Source organism: Myxococcus sp. SDU36 (assembly GCF_030168875.1).
GTDB classification, from domain to species: domain Bacteria; phylum Myxococcota; class Myxococcia; order Myxococcales; family Myxococcaceae; genus Myxococcus; species Myxococcus vastator.
Genome location: NZ_CP077414.1, coordinates 5,551,710 through 5,569,353 on the forward strand (window position 1 = coordinate 5,551,710; position 17,644 = coordinate 5,569,353).

The 17,644-nt window shown below is 69.6% G+C and carries 19 protein-coding genes; 7 read left to right on the plus strand and 12 right to left on the minus strand.

Annotation, left to right across the window (positions count from 1 at the left end; genetic code table 11):
• Positions 1-49: 49 nt before the first annotated feature.
• Together KGD87_RS22215 and KGD87_RS22220 are read left to right on the plus strand one after the other, a co-directional pair.
• On the plus strand, positions 50-436 hold the full coding sequence (locus KGD87_RS22215) for a hypothetical protein (RefSeq protein ID WP_284668679.1): 387 nt from the start codon (positions 50-52) through the stop codon (positions 434-436).
• A 117-nt stretch (positions 437-553) separates the two neighbouring features.
• Positions 554-1,105: a hypothetical protein gene (locus KGD87_RS22220; RefSeq protein ID WP_284662389.1), complete on the plus strand. Its 552-nt coding sequence runs from the start codon at positions 554-556 to the stop codon at positions 1,103-1,105.
• A gap of 24 nt (positions 1,106-1,129) precedes the next feature.
• Here KGD87_RS22220 and KGD87_RS22225 read toward each other — a convergent pair whose 3' ends face one another.
• The gene (locus KGD87_RS22225; RefSeq protein ID WP_284662390.1) at positions 1,130-1,984 is read right to left on the minus strand and encodes an endonuclease/exonuclease/phosphatase family protein; all 855 of its coding nucleotides are present in this window, start codon (positions 1,982-1,984) and stop codon (positions 1,130-1,132) included.
• A 215-nt stretch (positions 1,985-2,199) separates the two neighbouring features.
• Here KGD87_RS22225 and KGD87_RS22230 point away from each other — a divergent pair, with 215 nt between their 5' ends.
• On the plus strand, positions 2,200-2,481 hold the full coding sequence (locus KGD87_RS22230) for a hypothetical protein (protein ID WP_284662392.1): 282 nt from the start codon (positions 2,200-2,202) through the stop codon (positions 2,479-2,481).
• Between the two features lie 38 nt (positions 2,482-2,519).
• Here KGD87_RS22230 and KGD87_RS22235 read toward each other — a convergent pair whose 3' ends face one another.
• The 3 genes from KGD87_RS22235 to KGD87_RS22245 form a co-directional block, all read right to left on the minus strand.
• Positions 2,520-3,143 carry an MXAN_6652 family MXYO-CTERM-anchored protein gene (locus KGD87_RS22235; protein WP_350099496.1) on the minus strand — a complete coding sequence of 208 codons (624 nt, stop codon included), beginning with the start codon at positions 3,141-3,143 and terminating at the stop codon, positions 2,520-2,522.
• Positions 3,144-3,214: 71 nt separating this feature from the next.
• Positions 3,215-3,949, minus strand: coding sequence for a TetR/AcrR family transcriptional regulator (locus KGD87_RS22240; protein ID WP_284662394.1), 735 nt, complete (start codon positions 3,947-3,949; stop codon positions 3,215-3,217).
• Positions 3,930-4,604 (minus strand): DUF4336 domain-containing protein, encoded by a 675-nt coding sequence (locus KGD87_RS22245; RefSeq protein ID WP_284662395.1) that lies wholly within the window; start codon positions 4,602-4,604, stop codon positions 3,930-3,932. Before KGD87_RS22245 ends, KGD87_RS22240 begins: the two co-directional genes overlap by 20 nt.
• A 155-nt stretch (positions 4,605-4,759) precedes the next feature.
• Here KGD87_RS22245 and proS point away from each other — a divergent pair, with 155 nt between their 5' ends.
• Entirely contained in the window at positions 4,760-6,211 is a 1,452-nt protein-coding gene (gene proS, locus KGD87_RS22250) for a proline--tRNA ligase (RefSeq protein ID WP_284662397.1), read from the plus strand.
• Between the two features lie 3 nt (positions 6,212-6,214).
• Here the strand turns inward: proS and KGD87_RS22255 are convergent, their stop codons facing one another.
• Positions 6,215-7,447 (minus strand): adenylate/guanylate cyclase domain-containing protein, encoded by a 1,233-nt coding sequence (locus tag KGD87_RS22255; RefSeq protein ID WP_284662398.1) that lies wholly within the window; start codon positions 7,445-7,447, stop codon positions 6,215-6,217.
• Between the two features lie 121 nt (positions 7,448-7,568).
• Here KGD87_RS22255 and thpR point away from each other — a divergent pair, with 121 nt between their 5' ends.
• The 3 genes from thpR (at position 7,569) to KGD87_RS22270 (ending at position 10,937) form a co-directional block, all read left to right on the plus strand.
• Entirely contained in the window at positions 7,569-8,126 is a 558-nt protein-coding gene (gene thpR, locus KGD87_RS22260) for an RNA 2',3'-cyclic phosphodiesterase (RefSeq protein WP_284662400.1), read from the plus strand.
• A gap of 76 nt (positions 8,127-8,202) precedes the next feature.
• The gene (locus KGD87_RS22265) at positions 8,203-8,820 is read left to right on the plus strand and encodes a YiiX family permuted papain-like enzyme (protein ID WP_284662402.1); all 618 of its coding nucleotides are present in this window, start codon (positions 8,203-8,205) and stop codon (positions 8,818-8,820) included.
• Between the two features lie 53 nt (positions 8,821-8,873).
• Positions 8,874-10,937: a putative metal-binding motif-containing protein gene (locus tag KGD87_RS22270; RefSeq protein ID WP_284662404.1), complete on the plus strand. Its 2,064-nt coding sequence runs from the start codon at positions 8,874-8,876 to the stop codon at positions 10,935-10,937.
• A 6-nt stretch (positions 10,938-10,943) separates the two neighbouring features.
• Here KGD87_RS22270 and KGD87_RS22275 read toward each other — a convergent pair whose 3' ends face one another.
• The 7 genes from KGD87_RS22275 to KGD87_RS22305 all read right to left on the minus strand — a co-directional run bounded on the left by KGD87_RS22275 (position 10,944) and on the right by KGD87_RS22305 (position 17,538).
• On the minus strand, positions 10,944-11,711 hold the full coding sequence (locus KGD87_RS22275; RefSeq protein WP_284662405.1) for a methyltransferase domain-containing protein: 768 nt from the start codon (positions 11,709-11,711) through the stop codon (positions 10,944-10,946).
• 100 nt (positions 11,712-11,811) lie between these two features.
• Positions 11,812-12,564, minus strand: coding sequence for a hypothetical protein (locus KGD87_RS22280; protein ID WP_284662407.1), 753 nt, complete (start codon positions 12,562-12,564; stop codon positions 11,812-11,814).
• Positions 12,565-12,715: 151 nt separating this feature from the next.
• Positions 12,716-13,471: an ABC transporter ATP-binding protein gene (locus tag KGD87_RS22285; RefSeq protein WP_176415681.1), complete on the minus strand. Its 756-nt coding sequence runs from the start codon at positions 13,469-13,471 to the stop codon at positions 12,716-12,718.
• Positions 13,468-14,352 (minus strand): ABC transporter ATP-binding protein, encoded by an 885-nt coding sequence (locus tag KGD87_RS22290; RefSeq protein WP_284662409.1) that lies wholly within the window; start codon positions 14,350-14,352, stop codon positions 13,468-13,470. The genes KGD87_RS22285 and KGD87_RS22290 overlap by 4 nt, the downstream gene beginning before the upstream one ends.
• On the minus strand, positions 14,349-15,413 hold the full coding sequence (locus KGD87_RS22295) for a branched-chain amino acid ABC transporter permease (RefSeq protein ID WP_284662411.1): 1,065 nt from the start codon (positions 15,411-15,413) through the stop codon (positions 14,349-14,351). Before KGD87_RS22295 ends, KGD87_RS22290 begins: the two co-directional genes overlap by 4 nt.
• Positions 15,413-16,333, minus strand: a complete 921-nt coding sequence (locus KGD87_RS22300; RefSeq protein WP_284662412.1) for a branched-chain amino acid ABC transporter permease — start codon at positions 16,331-16,333, stop codon at positions 15,413-15,415. Before KGD87_RS22300 ends, KGD87_RS22295 begins: the two co-directional genes overlap by 1 nt.
• A complete protein-coding gene (locus KGD87_RS22305; RefSeq protein WP_284662413.1) occupies positions 16,333-17,538 on the minus strand; it encodes an ABC transporter substrate-binding protein in 1,206 nt (401 codons plus the stop codon). The genes KGD87_RS22300 and KGD87_RS22305 overlap by 1 nt, the downstream gene beginning before the upstream one ends.
• Between the last annotated feature and the right edge of the window lie 106 nt (positions 17,539-17,644).

Here is a 17,644-nt window from a genome sequence, read left to right on the forward strand (position 1 = left end):
CAGGTGCACTGGACGTGGCCCCATGAGGTGCGCTCCAATCCTTCGGGTGATGACTCCTGAAGACGCGACGAAGGCCCTGTCGGATGTGGAGCTGGTGCCCTGCGCGGAGATGGCGCTGATGGACGCGCGGCGGCTGGTGGACGCCTGCCTGGGCGCGGAGGTGCCGGCGCTCGTGCATCGCGAGGCCTGCAGCAAGCCGGGCTGCAGCCCGAAGTTCCAGGTGCTGGTGCGCCCCGAGGACGGCCCTCGCGTGGCCGCCCTGCTCCAGCAGCGGTGGATGGACAGCATCGCGCGCGAGGGCCTGGTGCCCGTGGGACGCACCGCCGCCCCGGCCACCCCCCTCCCCGAGGACGGCGAGCCTCCCTGCCCGGCGTGTGGCACCGCCGCGCCGCTGCTGGAAGGCGCCTGTAGCGACTGCGGGCTCCAGCTCGACTGAGGGGCGAGCAGACGCGAGCGGCTGTCACCTCACCGCTTCGTCTCATGAAACATTCGCAGCACAATGTGCCCCGCAAACCCAGACGTGGGGCGTCCGCGCCCCCGTGAAGGAGCGTGAATGGAAGTCAAAGGCGTCGCCTTCCTGGCCCGGCAGCAGTTGATGGTGCAGACCCACGGGGAGGCGGCCTGGAAGGCGTTCCTCACCGACTTCGCGAAGAAGGAGCCCTTCTTTTCCAAGCCCGTGATGCCGGTGTCGCGCATGCCGGCGGACGCGTTCCTCCGGCTCAACGACGAGCTGCTGGCGCGCTTCTACAACAACGACCCGAGCGCCTGGTGGCGGTTCGGCGTGAAGTCGGCCGAGTACGCGCTGGGCCAGGGTCAGCTCAAGGCGATGTTCAGCCAGGGTGACTTCCGGCGCTTCCTGCTGTTCACCCCCGGCATCTGGAAGGGCTACTTCACCGAGGGCGACCTCACCGTGCTCCCAGGTCAGGGCCACACCGACCTGCACATCACCCACGTTCCCCGGCCGCACCCCTACTTCGAGCTGTCCGTCATGGGCTTCGCCGCCGGCGGACTGGCGTACCTGGGCGCGCAGAACCTCGAGCACCAGGTGCTCAAGGGCTTCACGCGCAACGACAACGAAGTGCTGTACCGCTTCAACGTCGGCTGATGCCCGCGCCGGCCCGCGCCTCGGTCAAGGCGCGGTGCCGGTGGCCGCGCGCTCGGCGACCACGGGCTCGGCTTCCGCCTTCAACCGCAGGTCCGCCACCACGGGGTAGTGGTCGGACACGTCCACGCGCAGCACCCGGCTGGCCACGGACGTGAAGGCATCACACGCCAGCACGTAGTCGATGCGCAGCGTGGGCAGGAAGAGCGGCAGCGGATACGTGCCTCCGGTCGCGGCGGCGACGTCATGCAAGGCCCGCCGCAGCAGCCGCGTGGAGCGGGAATCCGGCCCGTCGTTGAGGTCCCCCATCAACACCTTGGGCCGCGAGTCCCGCGCCATCAACCCCGCCACGTACGCGCTCTGCCGCACGCGGGTGTCGCTGTTGAAGGGCCGGCGGATGAGGTGCGTGAGGTAGACGCTCACCTCGCGCCCGTCCACCCCCACCACCGCGTGCGCCACCGTGCGAGGCTCCGCGCCGCGCGGCCCCGGCAGCGGGTACTGCGCCAGCGCCTCCAGCGGGAAGCGCGACAGCACGGCGATGCCGTAGGCCCCGCCGTACAAGTCCGTGGTGCGGAAGTGGGCGCGGTGCTGCAGGCCGGTGAGGCGGGACAGCTCCTCCGTCTGGTCCAGGCCCCGCGCGCGGGTGGACCCCACGTCCACCTCCTGCAGGGCGACGACGTCCGGCACCGCGGCGCGAATCACGCGCGCCACGCGCTCCAACCCATGGGCGCCGGACTGGATGTTGAAGGTCATCACCCGCAGCGCTCCCGGAGCGCGCCGCACGGCGGCGACGGACTCGGTGGAGGCGAGGTGGCCAGGGCCGGTCGCACACGCGAGCGGCCCCATCAGGAACAGGATGGGGAGGAGGCGGCGAAGGCACATGGTTGGAAGGGGCGCGATGTTAAGTCCCCCCACGCGGTCTTGTCGCCTCGCCCACCCAGGCTCGTCCGGGAGGCAGCCGGCCTGACGGGCCCTCAGCAAGCAGGGGGGCGAGGCCGTGTCCGCCCTCCACCGGAGGGTCCCGACCCGGGAGCCCGCCTGCGTCCGGTCCGGGCCACCCTTCCCCCTGCTCCACCCCGCGCCCAACCTGTTTCTTCATGAAAACGACACTGGCATCCGATTCGACTGGCCGGTCCCGCTGGCGCGCCTGGGCGCTGACGGCCATTCCCGCCGCCCTGCTGCCCGTGGGCCTCCTGCGCTACCGGGCCCGGCGCCGCGCACGCCGTCCAGCGCCCTTGCGCAGCGCCGTGGGCCTGGGGCTGGTGTCCGTGGTCATCCTGCGGCTGGCGGGCAACTCCCGGCGGAAGCTTCGGCGGGTGCCGTCCTTCGTCGCCTTCCTGCCCGACGAGTTCACCGCCTCGGTGGCCTCCGGTCACTGACGGCGCTGTCACGCCCGGAGGCCTCCTTTCAACGAGGCCTAGCGGCGACGGCGCAGGCGCGTGCCGAGCAACACCAGGGCCGCGCCCAGCAGCGGAGCACCGCCCGCTGCGGCGCAGCCGCCCTCGTCGTCACCACCGCCGTCGTCGCCGCCGCCAGCCGCCACGGTGACATTGAGCGTGGTGACCGCGGAGGCGTCACCCTGCTCGGTGCCGTTGTCGTTCACCGAGTTGCCCGCGCCGTACAGGGTGACGCTGCCGGGGGTGGACGGCGCCACCAGGGTGAAGTCGAAGCGGGCCTCGCCGTTGGAGAAGTCCCGGACGCCGTTGTGCGTGAGCTCTCCGCTCAGCTTGGTGGACCCCTGCCCCGGGTTGAGCGTGCCGCCATTGTCGCTCACCGCGACGTTGAAGCCCGCGCCGGAGGCCGGACCGCCCCGGACGATGAACGTGTAGTTGCCGGTGGCGCCCGGCGCCAGCGTGGTGGGCCCCTGGATGGTCACCGTGGGCGACCCACCGCCACCGGTGTGGCACGACGCACAGGTGAGGCTCGAACCCTGCTTGCCACTATGCCCACTCATTCCTCCAGCACTGGCGAACGCAGAACCAGAGACGAGGCACGCCGACACAACGCCGGCAGCCCCGAGAGATGCAAGGTACGACCGCATGAAGCCTCCAAAAGGAACGACGGGAAGGAGGCCCTCTACATATCGCGCCTCACCCATCCTTCACAGCCACCCTAACGGCCGGAACTGCGCAGCAATACCGCACAGGCCTCGTCACGAAGCTGAGACAAGGTGAAGCGCGTCCCCACACCGGAGTGCTCCAGTCCGGCCCCCAGGGAAAGCACCCCCTGCGCCACGGTCCAGGCCACGTTGGCCAGCCGACGCGGCTGGAGCCCCGGGGCCAGCCGGCCCGCGCGCGCATCCGCCTGGAGCCGCGCCTCCAGCACGTCATTCAACTGTCCACTCAGCGCCAGCACCCGCGCCTGGTGCGCCTCGGATTGCCGCCCCATCAACTGTGGCCACAGGTAGACGACGCGAAAGCCGTCCAGGTCCTCCGCGTATAAATCCACCCGGGCCCGCACCAGCGCGGCCAGGGCCTCCACGCCGCTGGCCGCGGCCGCCACCGCCGCCTCCAGCACCTTCACCTCGCGCTCCAACCCCTCCACCGCCAGCGCCCCGACGAGGTCCTCCTTGGAGCGGAAGTAGTAGAAGAGTGAAGGCTTGCTCAGGTCCGCCTCCGCCGCCACGGCCTCCAGCGTCAACCCCAACACCCCGCCCCGCACCAGCACCGCCCGCGCGGCGACGAGGATGGCCTGACGGCGTCCCTCCTGACGCCGCGCCTTGCGCGCCTCGCGCTCGGAGGGCTCGGAGGATTTGGAGGTGGGAGCCGATGCGGGGGCGGGCGCGGCCGCGCGACGGCGGCCCGGCGCGGACTTGCGGCCACCGCCGCTAGAGCCGGGCGAAGGCATTCCGTACCGCCTCCCGGCCGCCCTGCTCCACCACGTCGCCGTGGCACACCACCACGCGCTCCACGTCCCAGGCCTGGGCCCGCGCCAGCGACGCGCGCACGGCCTCCCGGTCCTTGATGACGGCGCGAACCAGCAGGGACGGCGCCAGCCGCTGCCACGCGCCGCTCAGCTTCAGGTACAGGCGGGTGAACCACGAAGGCGTCCGGTGCACGTTGAACGCCAGGTCGGTGACGAACAACGTCTTGCTGGGGCGGTGGAAGAAGAGCAGCTCGTCCACCCTGGGCATCCCCTGGACGCGCACCTGGTCCAGGACGCCCGCCCAGCCGGCCTCGGCCGTGTCCCCCAGCTCCAGGTCGATGCGCAGGTCCGGCCGCTTGCGCCGCAGCGCCGCGGGCGCGGCCACCTTCGCGTCCGGGTAGGCCGCCGCCCAGTCCCGCACGTAGAGGTGATGCATCAGGTTGGGCGCCACCAGGAAGCGCACCGGCCCGAGCGCGTCCACCGCCGCCCGCGCCTCTGGGCTGCAGCGGACGGGCGAGTGGAGCCACAGCCCTCCATCCGGCAGGCGGACGGCCGTCATCCGGCCTCCCAGGTCCATTCCCCCGATGCGGAACTCCACCGCGAGCACATGCACGTCGTCGGCCACCTGGCGAAACATGACTGCCTCCGGGATGCACATTCAACCGCCGCTCATTATTCTGACCATTGGTCGAAAAACGCAATCCCGTCCAGGAAGGGCCCCGGCGTCCGGGTGACGGGGCCGTTGATTTCCGGGTGGGCCCGGCGTAGGCAACCGTCCTCTTTCCACGACTTTTGAAGGGTGCTCCGCACATGGCCGAGAAGCTCACGCCCCGCGAGAAGGGCTTTTCCGAGTGGTACGTCGACCTGGTCCAGAAGGCGAAGCTCGCCGACTACTCGGACGTGAAGGGCTGCATGGTCATCCGGCCCAATGGCTATGCGCTGTGGGAGAACATGCAGCGCGTGCTGGACAAGAAGTTCAAGGACCTGGGCCACAAGAACGCCTACTTCCCGCTGCTCATCCCCGAGAGCTACCTGAAGAAGGAAGCCGAGCACGTGGAGGGCTTCAACCCGCAGCTGGCCGTCGTCACCCACGCGGGTGGCTCCAAGCTGGAGGAGCCCTACGTCATCCGGCCCACCAGTGAGACCATCATCAACCGCAGCTTCTCCAAGTGGATTCAGAGCTACCGGGACCTCCCGATGCTGCTGAACCAGTGGGCGAACGTGATGCGCTGGGAGATGCGCACGCGCCTGTTCCTGCGCACCACCGAGTTCCTCTGGCAGGAAGGCCACACCTGTCACGAGACGGAGGAGGACGCGGAGAAGGAGACCCGGCAGATGCTGGAGGTCTACCGGACCTTCGCCGAGGACTACATGGCGATGCCGGTGCTGACCGGCCAGAAGTCGGAGTCCGAGCGCTTCGCCGGCGCGCTGCGCACCTACAGCATCGAAGCGATGATGCAGGACAAGAAGGCGCTGCAGGCGGGCACCAGCCACAACCTGGGCCAGAACTTCGCCAAGGCCTTCGACACCCAGTTCCAGGGCCGCGACGGAAAGATGCACCACGTGTGGCAGACGTCCTGGGGCGTGTCCACGCGCCTCATCGGCGGCCTCATCATGACCCACTCGGATGACGCCGGCCTCATCGTCCCGCCGAAGCTGGCGGCCACGCACGTGGTCATCATCCCCATCTTCGGCAAGGCCTCCGACGCGGAGAAGGCGCAGGTGCTGGAGAAGACGAACGCGCTGGCCGCGGACCTGCGCAAGGCGGGCCTGGGCGTGGTGCTGGACGACGACGACACCAAGAGCCCGGGCTTCAAGTACAACGAGCACGAGCTCATCGGCACGTGTCTGCGCATCGAGCTGGGGCCCAAGGACCTGGCGAAGAACTCCTGCGTCATGGTCCGCCGCGACGTGCGCCAGAAGGAGTTCGTGTCCCTGGACGAGGCCGTGTCCAAGGCCCAGGCCATGCTGGACGCGATGCAGAAGGACCTGTTCACCAAGGCCAGGGACTTCCGCGACTCGCACACCTTCGAGGTCAACTCCTACGAGGAGCTGAAGGAGAAGGCGGACCAGGGCTTCCTGCTGGCGCACTGGAACCTGGACCCCAAGGTGGAGGCGCGCATCAAGGAGGAGACGGGCCTGACGACGCGCTGCCGTCCCTTCGACCTCAAGCAGGAGCCGGGCAAGTGCGTCGTCACCGGCGAGCCTTCGCCGGGCCGCATCGTCTTCTCCAAGTCGTACTGAGCCTCAGCCTGTTACGCGCAGGCCCGGCTTGCCAGGCAGGAAGGTGGCGACGGGCTCCGCCTTCCCCGCCACCGGCAGGGGCGCCGCCGGCTCGAACTGGAAGGCGCCCCCGCAGCGCTCCTGGGTGGCGCCGGACACGAGCATGGCGACGCCCACCTTCTTGGTGAGCCCTTCGATGCGGCTGGCCAGGTTCACCGCGTCGCCAATCACGGTGTACTCGCGCCGCTGCGCGCTGCCCACGTCCCCCACCACCACGCGCCCGGTGTGGATGCCAATGCCGATGCGCAGCGGCTCCTCGCCCCGGCGGGCGCGCTCGGCGTTGAGGGACTCCAGCGCCTCCAGCATGGCCAGTCCACAGGCCACGGCGGCCTGGGGATGTCCGGGCAAATCCAGCGGCGCGCCGAAGTACGCGAGGATGCCGTCGCCGATGAACTTGTCGAGCGTCCCTCCATGGCGGAACACCACCTCCACCATGCGGGACAGGTACTCGTTGAGCAGCGCCACCACGTGCGGGCTGTCCATGCGCTCGGACATGGAGGTGAAGCCGCGGATGTCGGAGAAGAGGAGCGTCACCTCGCGGTGCTCGCCGCTGCCCGCCTCGGTGCCACGCTCGGCGATTTGACGCGCCACCTCCGGGGAGAAGTAGCGGCCCAGCCGCTCGCGCTGCACCTCCTCCTGCGCCACCTCCTTCACCAGCCCCATCACCTGCCGGCCGATGAAGGACGCCGCGAGCGCCGCCAGCGTCAGCACCAGCACCATGCCGGAGAGGAACGTGTCCGGGGGCAACCGGGCCTGGAACAGGAGCCAGCCCTCCAGCCCGATGGCCACCAGCGTGGCCAGCACCACGTAGCGGCGCGACAGCGTCAGCAGCGCCACGATGACCACCAGGGTGATGAACACGCCCAGCGTCAACAGCGCCGTGGTTCCTGGCGACGCCGAGCCCTGGATGGACAGCCACTGGAGCAGACACACAGCGGGCATGTCGATGAGCGTCACGCCCAGCGCGGGTCTCCGCCCCAGCGCGGGCAGGCGCCGCGCGCCCAGCCACAGCCCGAAGGCCAGCAGCAGGTACGCCGCCAGCGCCCGGGGCGGCACGCGCCAGTCGTCCAGCCAGGCCACCAGCAGCCAGCTCGCCGTTGCCGCCACGCGGACCCGGTTGAGCCACTCGCCCACCTGTGTGCGCCAGCCGTTCAGTCGCTTCTGGAGGGTCTCATCGACGGGGAGGCGCGTCGGCATCGGACGGGGACGGTAGCCCAGCCGCCACGCCGCCTCCACTCCGAGCCGTGCCCTTCACCCGTATGCTGAAGTGACACTTGGGACGGCCTGTCGTCCCATTCGCAGTCAGGAGCCGTGCGCCATGCGCCTGTTCACCGCCGTCACCCTGGGGGCCGACATCGAAGCGCGCACCGCCCAGGAGCTGCACCGGCTGCGACCCCTGGCCCCCCAGGCCCGCTGGGTGAAGCGGGAGGGTCTCCACCTCACGCTCGTGTTCCTGGGGGACGTGGAGGACGCACGCCTGCCCGCCCTTCGCGAAGCCCTGGCGCCGGTGGGCGCGCGGCATGCGCCCTTCGTGCTGTCTGTCACCGGCGGCGGCGCTTTTGGCGCGCCCGCCCACCCGCGCGTGCTCTGGGCGGATGTGTGCGGCGCCACCGACGCGTTGAAGGCCTTGCAGGCGGACACCGCGCAGGTGCTCCAGCCGCTCGGCTTCGAACCCGAGCACCGTGAGTACACCGCGCACCTCACGCTGGCCCGCGCGAAGCACCCGCGTGGAGACGCCGCCCTCCTCGAATGCGTCCAGACGCTGAAGGACACGTCCCTGGGCGAGGGGCGCGTGGACCGCCTGGTGCTCTTCGAGAGCCAGGGCGGCCATTACCTGCCCCGGCTGGAGGTGCCCCTCACCCGCGCGCTGGGGTAGCGGCGCCCCGTGGCGGCTGGCACCCAGGCTGCATTCTGGAGTCCAGGAACAGCCAGGCACCTGAAAGGACGGGGCGATGCGGTGGAGCGTCATGCTGCTGGTGTGGTTCGGGGCCCACAACGCGGTCGCGGCGCCACAGGAGGGCCTGGAGGCCCGGTTGCAGACGGGAGACATCGTCCTGCACACCTCGCGCTCCTCGCAGTCGCAGGCCATCCAGAAGGCCACGCAGAGCCCCCTGTCCCATGTGGGCATGGTGGAGGTGACCGACCGGGGCGCGTGGGTCGTGGAGGCCGTGCAGCCGGTGCAGCGAATCCCATTCTCGAAGTGGAAGGCCCGAGGCGTGAAGGGCGGCATCCTCGTCCTGCGGCCTCGGGAGCTGAGCGCCGCGCAGCGCCAGCAGGCGGTGACGGCGGCCAAGGCGCACCTGGGCAAGCCATATGACTGGCACTTCGGCTGGGGGGACGACGCGATGTACTGCTCGGAGCTGGTGCGCAAGGCCTACGCCCAGGGGGCGGGCGTGGAGTATGGGAAAATGGAACGGCTGGACTCTCTCCGCGTAAAGGGCCTGGAGCGGCAGCTCCGCGAACGTTACGGGAAGCGGGTTCCCCTGGATTTGGAGCTGGTGACGCCCGCCAGCATCGCCGTGGATGTACGCCTGGAAGTGGTCCACTCCGACTTCCCGTCCGTGAGGTAGGCACAGGCTCGCGAGGATGCAGCGGCGGGGCACGGACGCGATAGAGTGCCCGCATGCGACGCGTTCTGGTGCTCCTCCCTCTCCTCGCGCTGGCCGGCTGTAAGAAGGACGAAAGCCCTGGCGCGGCCAAAGTCACGGTGGGCTACTCCGGGTTTCTGCCTGGCTGCGTGCAGGTGAACGCACGCGACGAGAGCAGCGGCAAGGAGCTCACCACCACCGTCGCCGGCAAGGGTGAGCGCACGGGGGGCTCGCTGACGGTCGCGGTGATTGCCCCCGCCGGCTGGGGCACTGCCATCCAGGTGGAGGCGCGCGCCTTCGAGCAGACCTGTGAAGCGGCAAACCCCGTGGTGACGCGGTCGGCGTCCGTGACGCTGACGCCAGGAACCCCCGTTCCGGTGGCCCTGTCCCTCCAGGCGACGGATGGGGACGGCGACGGGTACGTCTCCGTGCTCACGGGTGGCACGGACTGCAATGACGCCAACTCGAACATCCACCCGGGTGCGACGGAGCGCTGCAACGACGTCGACGACAACTGCAACGGTCAGTCGGACACGGTGGAGCTGAGCCTGGGCGGGAGCTGCACGGAGAGCGAGGGCTGCACGGGCGTCCGCGCGTGCGGTGGGAACGGAGAGGTGCTCTGCAACACGCCGCTGGCCGTGTATGCCTACCCCGACGTGGACGAGGACGGACACGGTGACCGGAACGCCGCACCCGTCGCCTTCTGCGCCGGCATCGCGCCGGGCTATGTCACGGGTCCCGCGGACGACTGCAACGACAACAACGCCAGCATCCGGCCGGGCGCGACGGAGCGCTGCAACGGCGTCGACGACGACTGTGACGACGAGGTCGACGAGACGTTCACCGACCTTGGCACGGCGTGCACCGCCGCGGACCAGTGCGCCGGTGCCTACATCTGCGACGCCTCCGGCATCGCCACCACCTGCCAGGCCACGACGACGCCCAGCGACTGGTTCCTGGACGGCGACGGAGACAACTTCGGTGATGGCACGGCCGTGTCGTCCTGCGTCTCGCCCGGAGAGGGCTACGTCAGCACCGGTGGCGACTGCAACGACGGCAACCCGTTCACGTACCCTGGCGCGCCGGAGCTGTGCGACAGCCTGGACAACAACTGTGATGGGAATCCGGAAGGCCCCGGGGTGTGCCCGGGCGACGGTGGCGCATGGGTGTCACGAGACGTTGGCGCGACTGACCAGCAGTGGCGCTCCATCTTCACCGAGGTCCCCGGTGATGTGACTGTCGTGGGCACTCAGGGAGGATTTGCCGTGCGCACTCCAGCCAGTGGCACCTTCGCAACCAGTCCGAGCCAATGCAGCGACGGCACGATGCAGTGGAACACAGTCTGGGTGGACATGGCGAACGAGGGCCGCGGATACATCGGCTCCTCCCCGTCTGGAAACCTCCGCTTCTTCAATAGGGCTGAGAATGCCTGCACCCAAACGCACGCCATGGGCCGGTGGGTGAGTGGACTCGTCGGCCTCCGGCACGAAGGAATCCTGGAGCTTCGTGGCATCACCGAGAACTCAGGCACGGTGGGTCAGGGGCTGACGTTCAAATGGACTGGAGGTGACGAATCCGGCTCGTTGACCTTCGGCACCACCCCAGTCGCGCCGCTATTCGACATCCACGGCCGTTCCCGAGCAGCGCTGTTCGCGGTAGGCGGCCACGAGACTGGAAGCAACAGAGGGCGCGTCTATCGGTTCAACCCGCCCTCCGGCCAGTGGGCGTCTGAGAACGTGGAGGCCGCAATCCCAGGCATGGGCCGCCTCCGCGGAGTCTGGGTGGTGAACAATCAGCTCGCCTTCGCCGTGGGCGAAAGAATGGGCGGCGAGAATACGGTCCTCCATTGGAACGGAAGCGAGTGGAGCAGGATGGCCTTCCCCAACACGCACAACGAAAGCCTGACTTCCGTCATCGCCTTCGGTGCCAGGTCCATCTACGTCACCGCGCGGAGCGGCCGTATCTACCGGTATGACGGCCAGCAATGGCAAATCGTCTTCGACAACGACGGCTTCGCCTTCAACGACATCGCTGGCACCAGCCCCGCGGACCTCTGGGTCGCGGGCGATAACGGCAAGATTCTCCACTGGCCCCAGTAACCCGGCTCACCTCACACGCCGCGCCACCACGAAGCGGCGGGTGAACGGGAACGGCGTCCCGTACGGCTGCGCGGGATAGGACTCGCGCAGCAACGGGCGCAGCGCCTCCACGAACGCGCGCGCCTCCTCGTCCCCCAGCGCCGCGAGCACGGGCCGCAGCGTCGTCCCCAGCAGCCACTCCAGCACCGCGTCCTCGCCCGGGAGGATGTGCAGGTACGTCGTCTCCCAGGCCTCCACCGTCAGCCCCAGGCCAAACAGCCAGGACGCATACACGGGCAGGGACGCCACCAGCCCGCGCCGCACCGGCGCCAGGGCAGCAGCGAAGCGCGGCAAGGCCCGCACCGCGTCGACGCGCCGGTGCGAAGGCGCATCGAAGTTGGCCGGCACCTGGAAGGCCAGCACCCCGCCAGGGGCCAGTTTCGCCACCAACCGCCCGAGCAACGCCTCAGGGTCCGGCAGCCAGTGCAGCGCCGCATTGGACACGAGCACGTCCAGCGGCGCGGGAGGCGCCCAGTCCGCGAGGTCCGCCACCTCGAAGCGCACCGCGCCCACGGGCGCACCGCGACGGGCCGCCTCAATCATCTCCGAGGACGCATCCACGCCAGACACCCGGGCGGACGGCCAGCGCTCGGCCAACAGGCGCGTGAGGTCCCCGGTGCCACAGCCCAGGTCCGCGACCTGCGAGGGCGACGCCGCGTCCACCCGGGCCAACAAATCGAAGAAGGGACGCTTTCGCTCGTCGCGGAAGCGTGAGTACTGCGCCGGGTCCCACATGGCGGCCTCCAGTCACCGGAGAGCCTAACGCCCAGGGTCCTTCAGCGCGGTATCGCGGGACACGCTCCCCCGGAAGGAAGCGTGTCCCCGGGACAACGGACTACCTGGCGCGGCGGCGGGGAGCGCCCGCGTCCGGCGCGCTGCCGGCGTCCTCGGCACCTTCCATGGCGGCGCCAGTGCCGTCGCCCACGTCCGCCGTTCCGGCGTCCGTGCCACCATCCGCGTCGGCGGTCGCGCGCTCAATCTGCGGCGGCGGGTTCAACAGCGTGAGCGAGGTGAGGAACTCGTCCGCGCCCGGCGCGCCGATGGCCGCGTTGTAGACGGTGATGAGGTTGTAGACGCGCGGCCCCACCAGGAAGCTGCGGCCCTTCACCTCGCCGCTGGGCGACGCCAGCACGTACGCCTTGCCCGGGTAGCCATCCAGGGTGATGTCCTCGGAGCTCTTCAGCTCGCCGCCCACCTGCCCGGCGATGCCCTGGATGCCACCGTTGATGAGCGCCTCGGCGGGGACGGTGGCCACGAAGGCCTCCGGGTAGTCCACCGCGTTGACGATGTAGCTGACACCCTCCTCATTGGCCGCGTACGTCACGAGCATGGCCTTGTCCGTCCGCTTCGGCAGGGCGGCCTCGCTGCGCTGCGCCTGCGGCGGAGGGCCCGGGAGCTTCACGGTGAAGCCCTCCGGAGCGTCCAGCATGTTGAACGCGACGGCGGGGGGCGCGTCTCCACCCTCGTTGGCGACCTCCTCGATGGTGGAGGTGGCTTCCTGGGGCCCGGTCTTCTGCTGACCGGCGCACGCGGCGGCAAACAGCGACAGGGTGGCGAGGCTGGCGACAAGGCGGGACAACGGGGACATGGGCACACTTCCTGAGTGTGGTTGAACGCAGCGCGTCGAAGGACGCTAGACGAACTTCCTGGTTGCTGACTACCCGACTTTGGGAGGGGAGCCAGTTTCATTGCGCGCCGGACTCTACCGGAGCGTCGGCGGGAGGACGTAGTGCCCCCCATCACTCGCCGAGATACGCTCGCCGGACCTCCGCGCTCTCCAGGAGCGCCTTGCCCGGCCCCGCCATCACGACCTCGCCCGTCTCCAACACATAGCCGTAGTGCGCCGCATTGAGCGCCAGGTGGGCATTCTGCTCCACCAACAGCACGCTCACGCCCGTGGCGTTCACCTCGCGCAGGGTGCGGAAGATGGCCTCCGTCACCTGCGGCGCCAGCCCCAGCGAAGGCTCATCCAACAGCAGCAGCTGCGGCTTGCTCAAGAGCGCGCGGGCAATGGCCAGCATCTGCTGCTCGCCGCCCGACAGCGTCCCGGCCAGCTGCTTGCGGCGCTCCTTGAGCACCGGGAAGAGCGTGAAGCTCTTCTCCAAATCCGCCTGGATGCCGGAGGTGTCCGTGCGCAGGTACGCGCCCAGCTCCAGGTTCTCCTGGACGGTCATGTTGGGGAACACGCCCCGCCCCTCCGGCGCGTGCGCCATGCCGCGCGGCACCAGCTGGTGCGCCTTCAGGGCCGTGGTGTCGTGCCCGTTGAACTGGATGCGTCCGCCGCTGGGCTTGAGCATGCCGCTCACCGCGCGCAGGGTGCTCGTCTTGCCCGCGCCGTTTGCGCCGATGAGGGCCACCACCTCGCCCTTGCCCACCGTCAGCGACACACCCTTGAGCGCCTGGATGGCGCCGTAGTGCACCTTGATGCCGTCCACCGACAACAGCGGCGGGAAGGCCTGGCGCTCGCCCAGCGTCTTCACCTGCGCGTCGCTCACGCCGCCCCTCCGTGGCTCTCCAGATAGCTGTCGCCCAGGTACGCCTCGATGACCTTCCGGTCGCTGCGCACCTGCGCCGGCGCGCCCCGGGCAATCGTCTCGCCGTGGTCCAGCACGGTGATGGATTCGCAGATGCCCATGACCAGCTTCATGTCGTGCTCGATGACGAGCACCCCCAGCTGGAAGTCGTCCCGCAGCTTGCGGATGAGCACCATCAGGTCCGCCTTCTCACGGGTGTTCATGCCCGCCGCGGGCTCATCCAGCAGCAGCACCTTGGGCTGCGTGCCCAGCGCGCGCGCGATTTCCAGCCGGCGCTGCTCGCCGTAAGGCAGGTTGCGCGCCTCCTCGTCGCGGCGGTGCGACAGGCCCATGACCTCCAGCAGGCGCTCCGCCTGCTGCGTCAACTCCCGCTCCTCCTGCTGGAAGCGCGGCGTCAGCAGCAGCGCGCGCCACCAGTCGCGGTAGTTGATGAAGGCGCCCTTCATCTTCGCGCCCAGCCCCACGCCTTCGGGGTGCAGCGCGCCCTGCGCCCGGCACGCCACCTTCACGTTGTCCAGCGCGGTGAGCGCGCGGAACAGGCGGATGTTCTGGAAGGTGCGCGCCAATCCCAGGTGGTTGATTTGATGCGGCAGCCACCCGTTCACCCGCTGCCCGCCCACGCGGACCTCGCCCTGGGTGGGCTGGTACACGCCCGTCAGCACGTTGAACGCCGTGGACTTGCCGGCGCCGTTGGGGCCAATGAGGCCCTGCAAATCGCCCTGCCGCACGGAGAGGTTGAAGTCCGTCAGCGCCTTGAGGCCGCCGAACTGGATGCTCACCCCATCCGCCTGGAGCAACGGCGCTCCGGCCTCCGCCTTCGTCTCCTGCACGGCCGCGCTCACGCCAGCCCCCTGCGCTTGCGCGGAATCCACCGCGGCAGCACGTCCCAGATTTCCTTCGTCCCGAACAGGCCCTGGGGCCGCGCCAGCATCAGCACCACCAGCAGCAGGCCGTACACGGGCATGCGAATCTGGTCCACCTTCTGCGCCAGGCTGCCTTCAGCCCCCAGCAGGGTGAACAGCGAGCGCATGCCTTCGGGCAGCAGCGTGAGGAACGTGGCCGCGACGATGGCGCCCGTCGTGGAGCCCAGGCCGCCCAGCACCACCATGACGACGATTTCCATCGACTTCACGAAGGTGAAGGAGCCGGGGTTGATGATGGGCACGAAGTGCGCGAACAGCGCGCCGGCGATGCCCGCGAAGAACGACGAGATGACGAACGCGCGCACCTTGTAGCCCGTGGTGTCCACGCCCATGGCCTCGGCGGCGACCTCGTCCTCGCGGATGGCCCACAGGCTGCGGCCGTGGCTGGAGCCGGTGATGCGCCGGGCCACCAGCACCGTGAGGAACACGAAGAAGTACACCATGGCCGGCGACGACGTCTGCGGGATGCCGGACAGGCCCAGCGCCCGGCCGAACGCGTCCGTGTTCTGCACCACCACGCGGATGATTTCGCCGAAGCCCAGCGTGACGATGGCCAGGTAGTCCCCGCGCAGCCGCAGCGAGGGCAGGCCCACCAGGAAGCCGCACAGCGCCGCGGCCAGGCCGCCCACCAGCAGCGACACGACGAAGAACACCTGGTCGCTGACCGCCACCGGCAGGAAGGAGAGCGCGATGTCCTTGAGGTTCAGCGACAGGACGCCGGAGATGTAGGCCCCCACCGCCATGAAGCCCGCATGGCCAATGGAGAACTGCCCCGTCATCCCGTTCACGATGTTGAGGCTGACCGCGAGGATGATGTTCACCCCCACCACCGACAGCAGGTAGGAGGCGAAGGGCGCATCACTCATCAGCCACTGGAACAGCGCCAGCACCGGCAGCGCCAGCAGCACGGGCAGCAGGCCGCGCAGCGACGCGGGGACGACGGAGCGGGCCTCGGGGACGGGAATCGCCGGCGTCTCCATCAGACCTTCTCCGCGGCGACGCGGCCGAAGAGGCCGCCCGGCTTCACCAGCAACACCAGGATGAGGAAGCCGAAGGCCACCGCGTCACGCCAGGTGCTGGCCGCGTAGCCCACCACGAACTCCTCCACCAGGCCCAGCACCAGCCCGCCCACCACGGCGCCCTGCACGTGGCCGATGCCACCAATCACCGCCGCCACGAAGGCCTTGAGGCCCACGTACAGGCCCATCAGCGGGCTCACCGACGTGTCCTTGATGGCGTAGAGCAGGCCCGCGCCCGCCGCCAGCGCGCTGCTCAGCATGAACGTCAGCGCGATGACGCGGTCGGTGGGGATGCCCATCAGCGCCGCCACGCGGTGGTCCCAGGACACCGCGCGCATGGCCTGGCCGAAGCGCGTGCGGAACACCAGGTACTGCAGGCCCACCATCAGCGCCACGGCGATGCCGAAGCTGATGACCTGCCAGTTCCACACCACCACGTCCCGGTCGCCAATGACGAGCCACTCCACCGGCGCGATGACCTCCGGGAAGGCCCGCGGCGCCGCGCCCGGCAGGAAGCCAATGTCCAACTGGAAGCCGTAGGACAGCGCGAAGGAGATACCGATGGCGGTGATGAGCGCGGTGAGGCGCGGCTTCTCCCGCAGGGGGCGGTACGCGAAGCGCTCGATGAAGAACCCGAGCAGCGCGCAGCCCAGCATGGCCACCGCGAACACGACGGCCACGCCCACAAGGGAGCTGCGCATGTCGCGCCCGAGCGCGAACGCGGTCGCGTAGCCCATGTAGACGCCGACCATCATGACGTCGCCGTGGGCGAAGTTGATGAGCTTCAGGACGCCGTACACCATCGTGTAGCCCAGCGCGACGAGCGCGTAGATGGTGCCGGCGGCCAGACCGTTGATGAGGTGTTGGAGGAGCTGCGCCATTAGGGATTGATGGTGGTGACGTACTGCGTCTTGCCGTCCTCGACCTTGAGGACGACGGCGGACTTCACGGCGTTGCGCTGGGCATCCAGTGTCACCGTGCCCGCCACGCCCGGGAAGTCCTTCGTCTGGGCAATGGCGTCCCGCACGGCCGGGCCGCTCAGGTCCTTGGCGCGCTCCAGGGCGGCCACCGCCACCCGGGCGGAGTCGTAGCCCAGCGCGGCCAGGGCGTCCGGCACCGCGCCGTACGCGGCCTTGTAGTCCGCGATGAACTTCTGCACGCGGGGGTCCGGGTTGTCCGGCGAGTAGTGGTTGGAGAAGTAGCTGCCTTCAATGGCGCTGCCGCCCAGCTCGAAGAGCTTCTCGGAGTCCCAGCCGTCGCCGCCCATCAGCGGCACCTTCAGGCCCACCTCGCGCGCCTGGCGGGCGACGATGCCCACCTCGCTGTAGTAGCCCGGCACGTAGATGCCCTCCGGCTGCGACTTGCGGATGGCGGTGAGCTGGGCGCGGTAGTCGGTGTCGCCCTGGCTGTAGCTCTCCACGGCCGTCACCTTGCCGCCCAGCTCCGTGAACTTGCGCCTGAAGACGTCCGCCAGGCCAATGGAGTACGCGCTCTTGTTGTCCTGGAGCACCGCCACCTGGTTCAGCTTCAGGTTCTCCCGCGCGAACTTCGCCATCACGAAGCCCTGGAACGGGTCGATGAAGCAGACGCGGAAGATGTAGTCACCCTTCTCGGTGACGGTGGGGTTGGTGGAGGACGGCGTAATCATCGGCACGCCCGCCGCCTGCGCCTTCTCCGCCATGGCCAGCGAGTTGGACGACGCCACGTCACCGAGGATGAGCACGACCTTGTCCTGGGTAATCAGGCGCGTGGCGGCCTGGGCGGCCTCCTCGGGCTTGCTCTGGTTGTCGTAGACGCGGATGGACAGCTTCTTGCCCTTCACCCCGCCCGCGGCGTTGGCCTCCTTGAGGGCCAGCTCGATGCCGTTGCGCGTGGAGATGCCGAAGGTGGCCTGGCCACCGGTGAGCGAGCCCACCTGCCCCAGCAGGATGCTGTCCGCGTCCGCCGGAGCGCCCCCGGGCGCCGCCCCCTGCCCCTGCGCGGCCTGAGTCCCTCCTTCACCTGAAGGAGCAGGCTGCGTCTTCTTCTCGCAAGCGGCCGCCATGACGGCGAGCGCGGCGAGGAGCATCGGGGCAAGTCGTCGCATGCAGGGCTTCCCTTCGCGGAAACAGACACGGCAAAGCCCTGGTTTTCTAGGGGACACCTCTCCATGGGTCAAGCTCGCAGCCGTCCCGTGCCCCCGTCACACACCC